Source organism: Ruegeria arenilitoris, from assembly GCF_013032855.1.
Lineage (GTDB): Bacteria > Pseudomonadota > Alphaproteobacteria > Rhodobacterales > Rhodobacteraceae > Ruegeria > Ruegeria arenilitoris.
This window is the reverse complement of record NZ_WQDA01000001.1, coordinates 869,736-884,946: the sequence shown is the minus strand read 5'-3', so window position 1 is coordinate 884,946 and position 15,211 is coordinate 869,736. Positions and strand designations below refer to the sequence as shown.

The following is a 15,211-nucleotide window of genomic DNA, read 5'->3' as shown; positions in this document are numbered from 1 at the left end:
TTGATTTGTTAAAATTTTGGGTCATATGATCTGGAATGAATGAAAAAGTAGATCAAATTTACAAGCGCCTCCTGCGCGAACTGCAAAAAGATGCGACCCTTTCCCAGCGCGAACTGGCCGAGCGAGTCGGCCTGTCGCAAAACGCCTGCTGGCGGCGGTTAAAGGCGCTGAACGACGCAGGCGTCCTGACAGGGTCGACAGCCCGGATCGCACGCGAAAAACTGGGGCTGAACCTGGTGGTTTTCGTGATGCTGCGCACGCGTCACCACTCGGCCGAGTGGCTGCAGGCCTTTCGAAGCCATGTCCTAACCATTCCGGAAGTCGTAGATTTCCACCGGATCGGCGGCGACTACGACTATCAGCTACGGGTCGTGACGCAGGATATGGCGACCTATGACAAAGTCTATCAGCGCCTGATCGAGAAGGTCGAACTGGACAGCGTGACCTCGTATTTCGCGATGGAGGCGATCGCAGAAGACCGCCCTTTGCCGATCTGAGTGTGTGCCATGAAAAAGGGCCGTACCTTCGCAGGTACGGCCCTTTTTCTGAAACTGTCCGCGAAGATCAGTTCTTCGCGTAGAATTCGACGACCAGGTTCGGTTCCATCATGACCGGGTACGGCACGTCGCCCAGCGACGGGGTGCGCACGAAGGTCGCGGTCATCTTCGAGTGGTCAACTTCCAGGTAGTCCGGAACATCACGCTCGGCCAGGCCAACGGCTTCCAGAACGACGGCCAGTTGCTTGGACTTGTCGCGGACCTCGATCACGTCGCCTTCCTTGACGCGATAGCTGGGGATGTTCACCCGCTTGCCGTTCACCTTGACGTGGCCGTGGTTCACGAACTGACGTGCGGCGAACACTGTCGGCACGAATTTGGCGCGGTAAACAACAGCGTCCAGACGGCGCTCCAGCAGGCCGATCAGGTTTTCACCAGTGTCGCCGTTCACACGTACGGCTTCGGCGTAGATGCGGCGGAACTGCTTCTCGGTCAGGTCGCCGTAGTAGCCTTTCAGCTTCTGCTTGGCGCGAAGCTGCAGACCAAAGTCCGAAAGTTTGCCTTTGCGGCGCTGACCATGCTGGCCGGGGCCGTATTCACGACGGTTGACCGGGGATTTCGGGCGACCCCAGATGTTTTCGCCCATCCGGCGGTCGATTTTGTGCTTGGCAGACGTGCGTTTGGTCACGGCTGATCTCCTTCTTAAGGTCGAGGCCCTGATAGGCCACTATGAAGGGCGTTGTCCTCTTGAGGTTTCCCCCATGACAGGCATCCCCTTGCGAGGGCCACCAACACCAATGAAGCCGCGCTTATATCTACGGACAGACCAGAGTCAACACGCTGCGATGCGTGGACGACGAAATAGTTCCTAAGGAATGGGCCGTTTATTCAGCGGCGGTCGCCGTCATGTGCGGCGCAAGAACCAGCGTTTGCTCCGTTGACCTGCGATGCGTGGGGAAGGAAACAACGTTGCCCGCACCCGATTGGCTTGCGTCGGCATATTCTTCGACGGCGCACACCCAGAAGTCGTGACCCCGCGCGGGGCAGCCATTTTGGAACAGAAAAACCGCGTCTTTCTGACCCTCGACCAACGTCAACTCGGCCTCGTAGGTCTGCGCCCCATTCGTCAATGAGATAACTGCAAGCGTGGCGATCGGCTTCAGCGTTGCGGCTTCGGGGCCATGCCCGGCCAACGCCATCAACGCCTGATCATGTCCAGTCTGCACGGAATATTCCGCGTCACACTCCGGCGAGCGTGTCATGCACCCATGCCACGACCAAGACGCTCCAATGGCCAAATCTGCCACAGGCGCTGCTTCAAGCCCGTCAATTTCCGTCTGGGACCAAAATACTGCTACGCGACCGTTATACCCGGCTGTCATCTGCCCGCCCGACCTTTCAAACTCATCACCCCGTACATTAGCGGTGTATCAACGATGAATCCGGCGGAAAAGAGACGGAATTGCAGCTTTCACGAGAATGTTGCCGGAGAGTCAAATCAAATTGAGACTCCGGCGAAACACAATACAACTTTAACGACAGTTATGTGGCACTCGTCAACCGCATTTCGAGTGTCCGCAGCTGCGGCAGGTCATGCAGCCCTCGATCATCACCATGTCATACTGGCCGCAGGACGGGCAGGCCTTGCCGCGTGGGGCATCCATGTTGACCACCTGCGCCTGCGGGTCGGACTTCAGCCCCATCCCTTCCCCCTCAAGGAACCCGATCGCGATCATGTGCTGCTCGATCACGCCGCCGATGGCCGCCAGGATCGAGGGGATGTACTTGCCCTGCACCCAGGCCCCGCCGCGCGGGTCGAACACGGCCTTCAGTTCCTCGACCACGAAAGACACGTCGCCCCCGCGCCGGAACACGGCCGAGATCATCCGCGTCAACGCCAGCGTCCAAGCGTAATGCTCCATGTTCTTCGAGTTGATGAACACCTCGAACGGACGCCGCCGGCCACCGATGACGATGTCGTTGATCGTCAAATAGATCGCGTGTTCGCTGTCGGGCCATTTCAGCTTGTAGGTCGAACCCTCAAGCGATTGCGGCCGGTCCAGCGGTTCGGACATGTAGATCACGTCACCGCCGTCCACCTCGTGCGGGGCATCAGCGCTCTCGCCCGGCACCTTGTCGTCGCTTTCCGAGACGGTCAGAACCGAACCGGTCACGTCGTTCGGGCGATAGGTGGTGCAGCCTTTGCAGCCCTGATCCCAGGCCTGCATATACACATCCTTGAAGGCGTCGAACGAGATGTCCTCGGGGCAGTTGATCGTCTTCGAGATCGAGCTGTCGATCCATTTTTGGGCCGCTGCCTGCATCTTGACATGCTCGGCCGGGGTCAGGGTCTGGGCGTTCACGAAATAGTCGGGCAGCTCGACGTCTCCGAACTTGTCGCGCCACATCTGCACGGCATAGTCCACGACCTCTTCCTCGGTGCGCGACCCGTCTTTCTGCAGTACCTTGCGGGTGTAGGCATAGGCAAAGACCGGCTCGATCCCCGACGACACGTTACCCGCATACAGCGAGATCGTCCCGGTGGGTGCGATCGAGGTCAGCAGAGCATTGCGGATCCCATGCTCGCGGATGGCCTCGCGCACATCTTCATCCATCTGCTGCATGGTGCCGCTGGCCAGGTATTTCTCGGCATCGAACAGGGGAAAGGCCCCCTTTTCCCTGGCCAAGTCGACCGACGCCAGATACGCGGCGCGGGCGATCGCGTGCAACCAGCGCTCGGTCTGACGCGCCGCCTCGTCCGAGCCATAGCGCAGGCCCAGCATCAACAGAGCATCCGCCAGTCCGGTCACGCCCAAGCCGATGCGGCGCTTGGCCTGCGCCTCGGCGGCCTGCTGCGGCAGCGGGAATTTCGAGGCATCCACCACATTGTCCATCATGCGAACGGCCGTGGCGACAAGCTCCTGCAATGCCGCCTCGTCCAGATGGGCCGCATCTTCGAACGGGGCCGACACCAGCCGCGCCAGGTTGATCGAACCCAACAGACAGGCGCCATACGGCGGCAGGGGCTGCTCGCCGCACGGGTTGGTGGCGGCGATGGTCTCGGCATAGCTCAGGTTGTTGGCCTGGTTGATCCGGTCGATGAAGATCACGCCCGGCTCGGCATAGTCATAGGTGGCCTGCATGATCTTGTTCCACAGATCGCGGGCCTGCACCGTGTGATAGACCTTGCCGTCAAAGACCAGATCCCACGAGGCATCGGCCTTGACCGCCTCCATGAAGGCATCGGTCACCAGCACCGACATGTTGAACATGCGCAGGCGGGCCGGGTCGGATTTGGCGGTGATGAACTGTTCGATATCCGGATGGTCACAACGCATCGTCGCCATCATCGCGCCCCGGCGCGAGCCCGCCGACATGATGGTGCGGCACATGGCGTCCCACACATCCATGAACGACAGCGGCCCCGAGGCATCGGCGGCCACCCCATGCACATCCGCGCCGCGCGGCCGGATGGTCGAGAAATCATAGCCGATCCCCCCGCCCTGCTGCATGGTCAGCGCGGCCTCTTTCAGCATGTCGAAGATGCCGCCCATGCTGTCGGGGATCGTGCCCATGACGAAACAGTTGAACAGGGTCACTTGCCGCGCGGTGCCTGCTCCGGCCGTGATCCGCCCGGCGGGCAGGTATTTGAAGTCCTCAAGAGCCTCGTAGAACTTCTGTTCCCAGTGCGCGGGGTCCTTTTCCACCCGTGCCAGATCGCGCGCAATCCGCCGCCACGTATCCTCGACCGACTTGTCGATCGGCGTGCCATCCGCCTTCTTGAAGCGGTATTTCATGTCCCAGATCTGCTCGGCGATGGGGGCGGCAAAGCGGCTCATTGGTGATTCCCTGTCTTGAAAGAGGCATCCAGATTAGACCAAACCAGCGCCGAACCACAACAGCTTGATAGCGCGCAACGGTAAGCTACAATATAAAGATGGTCCGTGGGACGACTCTGTGGGAAAGCTGTGGATAAGTACATCAACCTCGTGAAACTCTCGGTCGGGTCCGAGAGCGTTGACAGCCTGATCGCCTGGCAGGACAGTTATCGCCGGCGGTTCGCGGACGGCCTGCCCCGCCACATCACCCGCATGTGGCCCAAGCGCGAGCCCGAGATTCTGAACGGCGGATCGATCTTCTGGGTCATCAAGGGTGTCATCCAGTGCCGCCAGCGCATTTTGCGGCTGGACGAGGTGACGGGTGAGGATGGCATCCGCCGCTGCGCCATCGTGCTGGACCCGCAGATCCACCGCACCCAGGGCGCGCAGAAACGGCCGTTTCAAGGCTGGCGCTATCTGAAACCCGAGGACAGCCCCGCAGACCTGCCCGAAAGCCGCGCGCAGGACGACGCCCTGCCCGAGGATCTGAACCGCGCGCTGGCCGAGATCGGCGTGCTCTGACCTCAGCCCAGACGGCGCATCACTTCTGCCAGAGCAGCCTTTTCAGTGGCCCCGTACTCCGCAACCCGGCTGCGCCACAAAGTGGCCTGCGATTGCAGAATCAATCCATCCGAGAGGATCTTGAGGTGGTTGGCACGCAGGGTCTCACCGGTCGAGGTGATGTCGGCAATCGCCTCGGCGGTTTCGTTCATCACCGTGCCCTCGGTCGCCCCCTGGCTGTCGACCAGCGTATAGTCGGCAACCCCGGAATCGGTCAGGAACTCGCGCACCAGACGGTGGTACTTGGTGGCGATCCGCAGGCGGTGTCCGTGCGCGGCGCGGAAGGCGGCGGCGGCGGCGTCCAGATCATCCAGCGTCTCGACATCGACCCAGCAGGCCGGAACCGCGATCACCAGATCGGCCTGGCCAAAGCCCAGCGGCGCGATTTCTTCGACCTGCTGTTCCCAGCGCGGAAGTTTCTCGTGCACCAGGTCAGTGCCGGTCACGCCCAGGTGAATCCGCCCGGCAGCCAGCTCGCGCGGGATCTCTCCAGCCGACAGCAGGATCAGCGAGACATCCTCGATCCCATCAACCTTGCCGGCATATTCCCGGTCGGACCCGGCGCGCGACAGCTCGATCCCGTGGCGGGCGAACCAGGCAAAGGTTTTCTCCATCAGCCGCCCCTTGGACGGCACGCCCAGCTTCAGGGTCATTGGCCCGCCTCCTCGATTTCCAGCATCAGGTCGGGGCGCAGCACGCCACCCACCGCCGGGATCTCGGCCCCGTTGCCCAGCCGCCGCGTCAGCGCGTCATAGCGCCCGCCGGTGGCGATGGGCGGCAGGTCGGGGCGGCGCTCGGCGTAGAAACCGAAAACGAACCCGTCGTAATATTCCATCGAGGTGCGCCCATACGAGGCCTCGAAATCCAGCTTGCCGACATCAACGCCACGCGCCTGCAGGGCGGCGATCCGCGCCTCGAGCCGGTCCAGGGCGGGGGTGATCTGGGGCAGATCGACGGCGATGTCGCGCAGATGCTCCAGCGCATAGGGCATGGTCTCGCGCACGCCCAGCAACGAATCCAGCCCGGCCATTTCCGTGTCGGAAATCGGCGGCGTGTCGCGGTCGGCGCGCAGGGCGTCGATACGGACGGCGATCTCGGCCGGCCGGCGCTTGCCGATCATCGGCGCGTCGCAGGCCATCGGGTCGGCCGCCCCGAGCAAAGCGGCGCGGTGGTCCGGCTCGGGCTTGCGGCCCGCGAACCGGTCCAGCAGAGACCGGAACCGGCGCGGACGCCACAGATGGCGCATCAGCGCGGCCTTGCGTTGGTCGGAGGTGCGCAGGCCTTGTACGGCCGCGGTCAGAATGCCGATGTCGCCGGTCGCCGCGCGCAGCGGCAGGCCCCGCAATTGCAGGGCAAACAGCGAGAACACCTCGGCATCGGCCCCTGCCGGGTCGTCGCGGTCAAAGACCTCATAGCCCACCTGGATGTATTCATTGGCGCGGTCGGGGTCATGTTCCTGACGGCGGAACACCTCGCCCGAATAGGTATAGCGCGCCGGTTCGGCCCCGTCGCGCATGTGCATCTGCACCACCGGCAGAGTGAAATCCGGGCGCAGCATCTGTTCACCGCGCAGCGCGTCCGAGGTGACATAGGCGCGCGCGCGGATATCCTCGCCGTAGAGGTCCAGCAGCGTCTCGGCCGATTGCAGCAGCGGCGGGTCGACGACCTGCGCCCCGGCGGCTTCGAAGCGCACGCGCATCATCGCGGCCCGGGCCTGGATCTGGGATCGGTTGGGCATGGCTCAGTCCTGACTGTCCAGAATCTCGCGCACCTTGGCGACCAGATCGCCGCGCGGCACCTCGAACTGGCTGGGGCGTTCCTTCCATTCCTCGAGCGTGGCGCTTTCGGCGATCTTGGCGCCCAGGATCAGGTCCTTGATCTGAACCACGCCGCGGTCCTTCTCGTCTCCGCCCTCGATCACCGCGACGGGCGAGTTCCGCTTGTCTGCGTATTTCAGTTGATTGCCGAAATTCTTGGGATTGCCCAGGTAGACCTCGGCGCGGATGCCAGCATTGCGCAGTTCGGCCACGATCGCCTGATAGTCGGCCATGCGGTCCCGGTCCATCACGGTCACGACGACCGGGCCGGTGTCATGTAATTTGATCCGACCTTTCTCGCGCAGCGCGGCCAGCAACCGGTCGACCCCGATCGAGATGCCCGTCGCGGGCACTTCCTGTCCGGTGAAACGCTTCACCAGATCATCATAGCGCCCGCCACCAGCGACCGACCCGAACTGCCGCTTGCGGCCCTTTTCGTCGAAGATCTCGAAGGTCAGCTCGGCCTCGTAGACCGGACCGGTGTAGTATCCCAGCCCTCGCACAACCGAGGGGTCGATCTGAATGCGATCGGCGCCATAGCCGCCCGCGGCCAGCAGCTCGCCGATCTGTTCCAATTCCGAGATGCCTTCGGCGCCGATCTTGCTGTCGCCCACGGCCGCGCGCAGGTTGGCCAGCGTTCCGGCGGCATCATCGGCTTTCGAGGTCAGGAAGGCGATCACCGGCTCGGCCTGATTGTCGGACAGGCCCACCCCGTCAATGAACGCGCCCGAAGCATCCAGCCGGCCCTTGGTCAGCAACTCGCGCACACCCTGCTCGCCCACCTTGTCGAACTTGTCGATGGTGCGCAGAACGTCGTCGCGCGCCGCCGCGTCCGTGCTCAGGCCCATGGCCTCGAGCACGCCGTTGAGGACCTTGCGGTTGTTGACCCGCACCAGATAGTCGCCGCGCGGGATGCCCACGGTTTCCAGCGTGTCAGAGAGCATGGCGCAGATTTCGGCATCGGCGGCCATGCTGGCCGTGCCTACAGTATCCGCATCACACTGATAGAACTGGCGATACCGCCCCGGCCCCGGCTTTTCGTTGCGCCAGACCGGCCCCATCGCATAGCGGCGATAGGGCGTAGGCAGGTCGTTGCGATGTTGGGCATAGACCCGGGCCAGCGGCGCGGTCAGGTCATAACGCAGCGCCATCCAGTCGCCGTTGCGGCCCTCGTCAAACTCTTGCCAGGCGAACACGCCTTCGTTCGGGCGATCGACATCGGGCAGGAACTTGCCCAGCGCCTCGACCGTTTCCACGGCGCTGCTTTCCAGCGCGTCAAACCCATAGCGATGATAGACGTCCGCAATCGTCCGCAGCATCTCGGTGCGCTGCGTGACTTCCTGGCCGAAATAGTCGCGGAACCCTTTCGGCGTGACGGCCTTGGGGCGGGGCTGTTTCTTGGGCTTGGCCATGTGGGGCGTCCTTGGGATTTCATCACTTGCGCGCGCGGTCTATCCCATGGTCTGGGTCGGGGCAAGCCAGCGCTGGCATTGCGCGCGCCACAGCGGTATGACCGCACCAGATCACAGGAGCCCCAGCGATGCAGCATCTGGAAGAAAAAATTGCCCATCTGACCCGCACCGTGGATGACCTGAGCATGGTCGTCGCCAAACAGCAGGACGAGATCGACCGCCTGACCCGCCGCGTAGCGATGTTGATGCAGCGCGAAGCCGAGCGTGCGCAGGAAGGATCCGGCGGGGTCATTCTGGGCGACGAGCGCCCACCGCACTATTGAGCCCAGCCCCTACAGCCCAAGCGATGATCTAACGGCATCGTCGACGACACCACCCAACAGGGCATCCTCATCGCCTGCGCAACCTTCGGTCAGCGCTGAAAGAAAAGCCTCACGCAGCTTGGTCTTTTCTTCGTCCGAGGATGCAAACTCTTCGATATCAACCTGACGATTGTAGAGCGAAAGAGCGGTCATCTTTCTGACGACGTCGAAAACGTATTCATCATTCCCATCAGCCTCTTCGATGACCGAAGCGCAGGTATGGTACATCAGCGGAAGTGCGTCTTGCGCCATCTGGTCGGCGGCCTCGTCCGCCGTGCCGATGGACGGGAGAAGGATCAAGCCAGCCAGAACAGGTTTAAAATCAAGCAGTCGCATCAGAGCTCCTTTCTGAAGGCGGTCAATCATGGACACCCCCGTCACTTGCGGTTTGCCCCAATGATTGCACCGACAACCGCACCTGCGGCCGCGCCTTTGCCATCTCCGATCAACGCTCCGACGCCGGCACCAATCAAAGCTCCCTTCAGCGCATCTTCTTCCTTCTTCTTGTCCGCCAAAGCGGCTGACGCAGGCAAGACGATCAGCGACGCCGCCAATATACAGGCTGGCGCCTGCGCGCATTTCCTCAAGATCCACATTTGGTTGCCCTCCCGTGGCCAAGCCCGAACCGGGTGGTCAGCGTAGCCCGCTCCTGGAATTCTGGCAACTAAGGCCATCCCCGGGCTACTTGCGCCGAATGCCGATTGGTCTGCCGATCTGCGGCTCGAGGGGCAATGTGGCATGGTCGGACACCATTCGCGCCAGCCGCGCCGCGGCCCAGTCCGGATAGGGTACCGACCGGCCTGTTGTGTGGCTGACATTCATGACCAGGGCCTCTTGTGTGGCACAGACCACGCCATCCTCGGCCGACACCATCTGCGCAAAATAGTGACCACGCTTGTAATCGGCATCCAGCATCCGAAACCGGAAAACCAGCGCCTCGCCCTCGCGAACCTCGCGCAGGAAATGCAGGTGCGACTGCAGGATGTACGGCCCCTGTTCAAGCGCCGCGACCTGCGGTTCGCCCAAGCCCAGATGATCGACCAGCAGCCGTTCAAAGGCCAGATCGAACACCACGCCATAATACCCCACATTCATGTGACCGTTATAGTCGATCCAGTCGGGCCGGACCGTGAAACCGGTGATTTCGACCGGTGCGGGGTACGGGCCGTCATGGCCTCCCAAAGGCTCGGTTTGCCGGGTCATTCGTCGTCTTCCTCCTCGAAGATCGCCACCGCGCGGATGAACCCGGCCGAGGCGCCCTTGATCTTGAACGGAAAGCACGAGATCTCGAACCCCGTGGGCGGCAGGCTTTCCAGATTGGTCAGCTTCTCCATGTGGCAATAGCCGATCTCCATCGACGCGCGATGCCCCTCCCAGATGATCGAGGGGTCATGTGTTTCCGCGTATTCCTGCGCGGTCAGCGGAAAGGGCGCGTCCCAGCTCCAGGCGTCGGTGCCAGTCACGCGCACGCCGCGCTCGGTCAGGTACAGCGTGGCCTCGCGCCCCATTCCGCAGCCTTTCATCAGGTAATCCGGCTGGCCATAACAGGTGCCGGCCGAGGTGTTGACCACGACGATATCCAGCGGTTGCAGGTCATGCCCGATCCGCTTCAGCTCGGCCGCGACATCGGCGGCGGTGACGACGTAGCCATCCTCGAAATGCCGGAAATCCAGTTTCACGCCCGGGTTCATGCACCATTCCAGCGGCACCTCGTCGATGGTGATCGCCCGCTCGCCCCGGTTCATGGTCGAGTGGTGATGGTACGGCGCGTCCAGATGCGTGCCATTATGGGTGGCGATCTGCAGCCGTTCGATGGCCCAGCCCTCACCGCCGGGCAGGTCCTCTTTCTTCAGGCCGGGGAAAAAGGCCATCACCTGCTCGGCCGTCTGGTCGTGGCTCATGTATTCGATCTGCGGCAGCATGATCGGCGGGTCAGACACGATGCCGGATTCCAGCGGGACGGACAGATCGACGAAACGGCGGGCCATGAACTCCTCCGGGATTGCGCGGCCCAAGGGTTGGCTGGCTGCAAGCATCTGTCAAGCCGAGAAAAAGGCGGGCACAAAGGCCCGCCTTTTCAGTGTTTTGGTGACTGGTGGCAGGACTTACTCGGCCGCGATGGCGTCCTTGATCTTGTCCACGCGGATGGCCGAGAACTTGAACTCGGGGATCTTGCCATAGGGATCGATGGCCGAGTTCGTCAGGATGTTCGCCGCCGCCTCGACATAGGCGAAGGGGATGAACACCATGTCCTCGGCGATCGCCCGGTCGGCGCGCACCATGATCTCGATCGAGCCGCGCCGGGTGGTCAGACGCACCATCTCGCCGGGTTCGATCCCCATCAGCTTGAGCGTTCGCGGGTTCATCGAACAGTTCGCTTCGGGCTCGACCGCGTCCAGCACCATGGCCCGGCGGGTCATGGACCCGGTGTGCCAATGCTCCAGCTGCCGCCCTGTGGTGGCGATCATCGGGAATTCCTCGTCCGGGGCCTCATCCGGGGGGATGATGCTGGCCGGCGTGAACTTCGCACGGCCATCGTGGCGCGGGAAGCCGTCGCCAAACACGATCGACTGGCCCGGATCGGTCTCGGACAGCGAGGGATAGGTGATGCTCTCGGTCTCGAGCCGCTCCCATGTGATGTTGTCCAGCGACGCCATGGTCAGCTTCATCTCGTTGAACACCTGCGAGACATCCGTGTAATCCCAGTTGAGCCCGATGCGCTTTGCCAGATCGACGGTGATCGCCCAGTCCTCGCGCGCCTCGCCCGGCGGCGGCACCGCGGGGCGCACGCGCTGCACCTGACGGTTCGTGTTCGATACCGTGCCGTTCTTTTCATACAGCGCCGAGGCGGGCAGGATGATGTCGGCATAGTTCGCCGTCTCGGTCAAAAAGATGTCCTGCACGATCATCAGATCCAGCTTGGCCAGCGCCTCGCGGGCGTGGTGCACGTCGGGGTCGGACATGGCCGGGTTTTCGCCCAGGATGTACATGCCTTTGATCTTGCCCGCATAGGCGTGGTCGATGATCTCGGTCACGGTCAGGCCCTTCTCGTTCGAGAAGTCGCCCGAGTTCCAGACCTGACTGAACTTGGCCCGAACGGCGTCGTCGGTGACCGATTGGTAGTCGGGCAGGAACATCGGGATCAGGCCGGCATCCGACGCCCCCTGCACGTTGTTCTGCCCCCGCAGCGGGTGCAGACCCGCGCCGGGCTTGCCCACATTGCCCGTCATCAGGGCCAGCGAGATCAGGCAGCGCGAGTTGTCGGTGCCGTGGATATGCTGGCTGACGCCCATGCCCCAGAAGATCAGACCCGCCTTGGCGTTAGCGAAAATCCGGGCCACGCGGCGCAGTTGATCGGGCTCGATACCGCAGATCGGCGCCATCTTCTCGGGGGTGAACTGGCGCAGGTGCTCCTTCTCGGCCTCCCAGTTCTCGGTCCAGCGGTGGATGTACTGGCTGTCATACAGCTCTTCCTCGACGATCACGTTCATGATCGCGTTGAGCATCGAGACATCGGCACCGGGCCGGAACTGCAGCATCTCGGTCGCGAATTTGCGCATGCCCACGCCGCGCGGATCCATCACGATCAGCTTGCCGCCACGCTTGGCGAACTGCTTGAAATAGGTGGCTGCGACGGGGTGGTTCTCGATCGGGTTGGCGCCGATGATGATCGCCACATCAGCGTTCTCAATCTCGTTGAAGGTCGCGGTCACCGCGCCCGAGCCCACGTTCTCGATCAGCGCCGCCACCGACGAGGCGTGGCACAGCCGCGTGCAGTGGTCCACGTTGTTGTGGCCAAAGCCCTGCCGGATGAACTTCTGGAACAGATAGGCCTCTTCGTTGGTGCATTTGGCCGAGCCAAAGCCCGCCACGCTGTGCGGATCCTCATCCCGCAGCTTCATCAGCCCCTTGGCGGCCAGATCCAGCGCCTCGTCCCAGGTGGCCTCGCGGAAATGGGTGCTCCAGTCGGCGGGATCGACGTTCAGGCCCTTGGGCGGTGCATCCTCACGCCGGATCAGCGGCTTGGTCAGGCGGTGCGGGTGGTGGATATAGTCGAACCCGAACCGGCCCTTGACGCACAGGCGGCCTTCGTTGGCGGGGCCGTTGATGCCCTCGACATATTTGACCTTGCCGTTCTTGACCTTGAGGCTGACTTTGCAGCCCACCCCGCAGAACGGGCAAACGCTTTCGGTCTCGCTGTCGTAATCCTTGCTGTCGCCGCGCTGCTGGTCGTCCTGCACGGTGGCGGGCATCAGGGCGCCGGTCGGGCAGGCCTGAACGCATTCACCACAGGCGACGCAGGTCGAGTCGCCCATCGGGTCGTTCTGGTCGAACACCACCTGCGCGGTATGCCCGCGACCGGCCATGCCGATCACGTCATTGACCTGCACGTCGCGGCAGGCGCGGACGCAGAGGTTGCAATTGATGCAGGCATCCAGATTGACCCGCATCGCCACATGGCTGTCATCCAGCAGCGGGATCTTCTCGGGCTCTTTCGCCGGAAAGCGGCTGTCGCTGACCTCGTTCAGCTTGGCCATGTCCCAGAAATGGCTGGATACATCGTGCGGCTGTTCCGGCTGGTCGGCCACCAGCAGTTCCATCACCAACGCGCGGGATTTCTCGGCGCGGTCGGTGTCGGTTTTCACCACCATCCCCTCGGCCGCCGGACGGATGCACGAGGCGACCAGCGTGCGCTCGCCCTCGACCTCGACCATACAGGCGCGGCAGTTGCCGTCAGGGCGATAGCCCGGCGCGGGTTTGTGGCACAGGTGCGGGATGACCAGACCCTTGCCGTTGGCCGCTTCCCAGATCGTGGTGCCCTCGGGCACGGTCACGTCTTCGCCGTTCAGGTTGAAGGTGACGGTCTTGGTTTCGCTTGCATCAAGCATGGCTGTCTCCCTCAGATCTCATTGGCGAAGTGTTTCATGACCAGGCGGATCGGGTTCGGGGCCGCCTGCCCCAGACCGCAGATCGAGGCATCGCCCATCACCTGGCACAGGTCTTCCAGCAGGTCGGTGTCCCACCTCTCGGCTTGCATCAATTTGACCGCCTTTTCGCAGCCCGCCCGGCAGGGGGTGCACTGACCGCAGCTTTCGTCCTCGAAGAAACGCAGCATGTTCAGCGCGGCGTCGCGGGCGGTGTCCCGATCGGACAGGACCACCACGGCGGCAGAGCCGATGAAGGTGCCGTGCGGTTGCAGAGTATCGAAGTCCAACGGGATTTCGTCCATCGACGCGGGCAGCAGGCCCGAAGACGGCCCGCCCGGTTGATACGCCTTGAAGACGTTGCCCTCGGCCATGCCCCCGGCGGCCTCAATCACGTCAAGAATTGTCGACCCTGCCGGCAGCAGGTAGACGCCGGGTTTCGCCACCCGGCCCGAGACCGAGTAACTACGCAGGCCTTTGCGGCCGTTCTTTTCAACCGAATTGAGGATTTCCGGGCCTTCCCGGCAGATCTTGGACACCCAATAGAGCGTTTCCACGTTGTGCACCAGCGTCGGGCGGCCGAATACGCCGACCTGCGCCACGAAAGGCGGGCGGTGGCGGGGCAGGCCCTTCTTGCCCTCGATCGACTCGATCATCGCGGATTCTTCGCCGCAGATGTAAGCGCCCGCGCCGCGCCGCAGGTCGATATAGCCTTTCTCGACGATCCCGGCCTGTTCCAGCGCCGCGATCTCGCGCCGCAGGATTTCCAGCACCGCCGGATATTCGTCGCGCATGTAGATGTAGCAAGTCTCTGCCTCGACCGCCCAGGCGGCGATCAGCATGCCTTCGAGGAAAACATGCGGGGTGCGCTCCAGATAGTAGCGATCCTTGAAGGTGCCCGGTTCGCCCTCGTCGCCGTTCACGGCCAGGTAACGCGGGCCGTCGTTCATGCGGACAAAGCCCCATTTCTTGCCCGACGGGAAACCGGCGCCGCCAAGGCCGCGCAAGCCCGAGGCCAGAACCTGTTCCTGTACTTCTTCCCAGTCGCCGCCCTCACGCAGTTCTTTCAGCTTGGCGTAACCGCCGTTCTCGACATAGGCCGCGAAGGTTTCATAGTCGGGCAGATGGGCGTGGGTGTCCCCGGCCGCGATGGCGGCCTGCACCTTTTCGGGGGTCGCGTGGTCGATATGGTTATGCCCGATTTCCAGCACCGGCGCGGTGTCGCAGCGCCCCATGCAGGGCGCGCGCAGAACGCGCACTTCGGACGGGTCCAGCCCGTCCTCCAGCGCCTTTTTCAACTGCTGCGCGCCTGCCATTTCGCAGGACAGTGAGTCGCAGACGCGGATCGTCAGGGCCGGCGGCGGAGTTTCACCTTCTTTCACCACGTCGAAATGGGCATAGAAAGTCGCGGTCTCGTAGATCTCGGCCTGACCGATCCGCATCTCGACCGCCAGCGCCGCGATGTGGTCGGAACTGATATGGCCGTGCGCATCCTGGATCAGGTGCAGAAACTCGATCAGCAGATCGCGGCGGCGCGGGCGGTCGCCCAGCAGGCGCTGAATCTCGGCCTGCGCTTCGTCCGTGAACTGACGGCCCTTGGGCGTGTGCCGCCCCTTGCCTTTACCTGACTTCCAGACGCCCTTTGGCGCGCCTGATGGCTTGGTATCCAATGGTGCCATTGATGCCCTCCGATCGAGCCTCGTCTCTCATCAGAGTAGCATATCGTCAAATCGCAAAAACCAATGACACGATAACGACA

At 63.0% G+C, this 15,211-nt stretch carries 15 protein-coding genes; 3 read left to right on the top strand and 12 right to left on the bottom strand.

Annotation, left to right across the window (positions count from 1 at the left end; translation table 11 throughout):
• Window positions 1-35 precede the first annotated feature (35 nt).
• Window positions 36-497 (top strand): Lrp/AsnC family transcriptional regulator, encoded by a 462-nt coding sequence (locus GOW72_RS04255; protein ID WP_170365395.1) that lies wholly within the window; start codon window positions 36-38, stop codon window positions 495-497.
• A gap of 67 nt (window positions 498-564) precedes the next feature.
• On the opposite strand, the gene rpsD is transcribed toward GOW72_RS04255, so the two are convergent.
• From rpsD to GOW72_RS04240, 3 genes are all read right to left on the bottom strand, one after another.
• Complete coding sequence (rpsD, locus tag GOW72_RS04250) at window positions 565-1,185, bottom strand: 30S ribosomal protein S4 (protein WP_093964621.1); 621 nt, start codon at window positions 1,183-1,185, stop codon at window positions 565-567.
• Between the two features lie 196 nt (window positions 1,186-1,381).
• A complete protein-coding gene (locus GOW72_RS04245; protein WP_170365392.1) occupies window positions 1,382-1,759 on the bottom strand; it encodes a hypothetical protein in 378 nt (125 codons plus the stop codon).
• 294 nt (window positions 1,760-2,053) lie between these two features.
• Window positions 2,054-4,336 carry an adenosylcobalamin-dependent ribonucleoside-diphosphate reductase gene (locus tag GOW72_RS04240; protein ID WP_170365389.1) on the bottom strand — a complete coding sequence of 761 codons (2,283 nt, stop codon included), beginning with the start codon at window positions 4,334-4,336 and terminating at the stop codon, window positions 2,054-2,056.
• A 129-nt stretch (window positions 4,337-4,465) separates the two neighbouring features.
• Between GOW72_RS04240 and GOW72_RS04235 the strand changes: the two genes are divergently transcribed.
• Window positions 4,466-4,897, top strand: a complete 432-nt coding sequence (locus GOW72_RS04235; protein ID WP_170365387.1) for a DUF1489 family protein — start codon at window positions 4,466-4,468, stop codon at window positions 4,895-4,897.
• Window positions 4,898-4,899: 2 nt separating this feature from the next.
• Here GOW72_RS04235 and hisG read toward each other — a convergent pair whose 3' ends face one another.
• The 3 genes from hisG to hisS are packed head-to-tail and all read right to left on the bottom strand — an operon-like array spanning window position 4,900 to window position 8,165.
• Window positions 4,900-5,589, bottom strand: a complete 690-nt coding sequence (hisG, locus tag GOW72_RS04230; protein WP_170365386.1) for an ATP phosphoribosyltransferase — start codon at window positions 5,587-5,589, stop codon at window positions 4,900-4,902.
• Window positions 5,586-6,674 (bottom strand): ATP phosphoribosyltransferase regulatory subunit, encoded by a 1,089-nt coding sequence (locus tag GOW72_RS04225; protein WP_170365384.1) that lies wholly within the window; start codon window positions 6,672-6,674, stop codon window positions 5,586-5,588. Before GOW72_RS04225 ends, hisG begins: the two co-directional genes overlap by 4 nt.
• 3 nt (window positions 6,675-6,677) lie before the next feature.
• Entirely contained in the window at window positions 6,678-8,165 is a 1,488-nt protein-coding gene (gene hisS / locus GOW72_RS04220; protein ID WP_170365382.1) for a histidine--tRNA ligase, read from the bottom strand.
• A 128-nt stretch (window positions 8,166-8,293) separates the two neighbouring features.
• On the opposite strand from hisS, the gene GOW72_RS04215 reads away from it, so the two are divergent.
• On the top strand, window positions 8,294-8,488 hold the full coding sequence (locus GOW72_RS04215) for a SlyX family protein (RefSeq protein ID WP_170357101.1): 195 nt from the start codon (window positions 8,294-8,296) through the stop codon (window positions 8,486-8,488).
• Between the two features lie 9 nt (window positions 8,489-8,497).
• On the opposite strand, the gene GOW72_RS04210 is transcribed toward GOW72_RS04215, so the two are convergent.
• The 6 genes from GOW72_RS04210 to GOW72_RS04185 all read right to left on the bottom strand — a co-directional run bounded on the left by GOW72_RS04210 (window position 8,498) and on the right by GOW72_RS04185 (window position 15,131).
• Entirely contained in the window at window positions 8,498-8,863 is a 366-nt protein-coding gene (locus GOW72_RS04210; RefSeq protein ID WP_170365379.1) for a hypothetical protein, read from the bottom strand.
• Between the two features lie 41 nt (window positions 8,864-8,904).
• Complete coding sequence (locus GOW72_RS04205; RefSeq protein WP_244952316.1) at window positions 8,905-9,123, bottom strand: YMGG-like glycine zipper-containing protein; 219 nt, start codon at window positions 9,121-9,123, stop codon at window positions 8,905-8,907.
• 85 nt (window positions 9,124-9,208) lie between these two features.
• On the bottom strand, window positions 9,209-9,730 hold the full coding sequence (locus GOW72_RS04200; RefSeq protein WP_170365377.1) for a thioesterase family protein: 522 nt from the start codon (window positions 9,728-9,730) through the stop codon (window positions 9,209-9,211).
• Entirely contained in the window at window positions 9,727-10,515 is a 789-nt protein-coding gene (locus GOW72_RS04195) for a cyclase family protein (protein WP_170365375.1), read from the bottom strand. The genes GOW72_RS04200 and GOW72_RS04195 overlap by 4 nt, the downstream gene beginning before the upstream one ends.
• Before the next feature lie 117 nt (window positions 10,516-10,632).
• The gene (gene fdhF, locus GOW72_RS04190; RefSeq protein WP_170365373.1) at window positions 10,633-13,416 is read right to left on the bottom strand and encodes a formate dehydrogenase subunit alpha; all 2,784 of its coding nucleotides are present in this window, start codon (window positions 13,414-13,416) and stop codon (window positions 10,633-10,635) included.
• 11 nt (window positions 13,417-13,427) lie between these two features.
• Window positions 13,428-15,131: an NAD(P)H-dependent oxidoreductase subunit E gene (locus GOW72_RS04185; RefSeq protein WP_170365370.1), complete on the bottom strand. Its 1,704-nt coding sequence runs from the start codon at window positions 15,129-15,131 to the stop codon at window positions 13,428-13,430.
• Window positions 15,132-15,211 lie beyond the last annotated feature (80 nt).